A 739-nucleotide genomic window follows, 5' to 3' on the forward strand; every position below is an offset into this window, starting at 1 on the left:
GTATATATCAAGTATTTATCTTCAAAATAAATAATAATTAAAATGAAAGATGCGTTAAGTAATATACTAAATAAATATAATAAAAAGAAAAAAGTTAGATATATTTTTGTTATTAGGAAGTATTTAATTTTCGACTTTCTTAATTCTCGAATGTTCTTCTTTTCTAATTCCTCTTGTTCTTTGGCATCTGAATATTTAGCCTTTATTTTTTTAATAACTTCTTTTTTTGACTTTCCTCTTTGTATAGCTCTATTAATTTGATAATTTTTATGAGCTTCATTGATTGCATAAAATTGTTCTTTTTCTTTGATAGCAATTTTCTTCTGTAAGTTGTAATTATGTTTAAATACATATGCTAAATTAGCGTATACTTTTGATTTAGTATAACTACGCATAAACATAAGTATTAAAAGTAGTACAATAGCTATTATTAAGATTGCTAGATGGGTGAATAGAAATGAATTTCTTTCAATATCTCCTCGAACAACGGCTTTTGTAAACGTGTAGTCAATGACAGTGGCTATTACTGTTAATATTATTGTGTTTAAAGAAATACCCAATACTGTCGACAATTTTCGACTATTTTTAAAATTCATATTATCCCCGCTTTTGTTTTTAGTGTAAATATCAAAACCTTTTATTATAATGCTAACAATAAAAATAATAATAAAAATAACTGTTTCATATGTAGGAGATAGATTTAAAGATTTTAAAATTTCAGATACGTTTCTCATTGTAT

Annotated in this window: 1 protein-coding gene; it reads right to left on the minus strand. The window is 23.8% G+C overall.

Going from position 1 to position 739, the window contains the following annotated elements; all coding sequences use genetic code 11:
- Positions 1-739: hypothetical protein (locus tag CD122_RS12100; protein WP_169926526.1), on the minus strand; the 739-nt coding region annotated here is incomplete at both ends.

It is taken from the genome of Staphylococcus rostri (assembly GCF_002902145.1).
Classification (GTDB): Bacteria; Bacillota; Bacilli; order Staphylococcales; family Staphylococcaceae; genus Staphylococcus; species Staphylococcus rostri.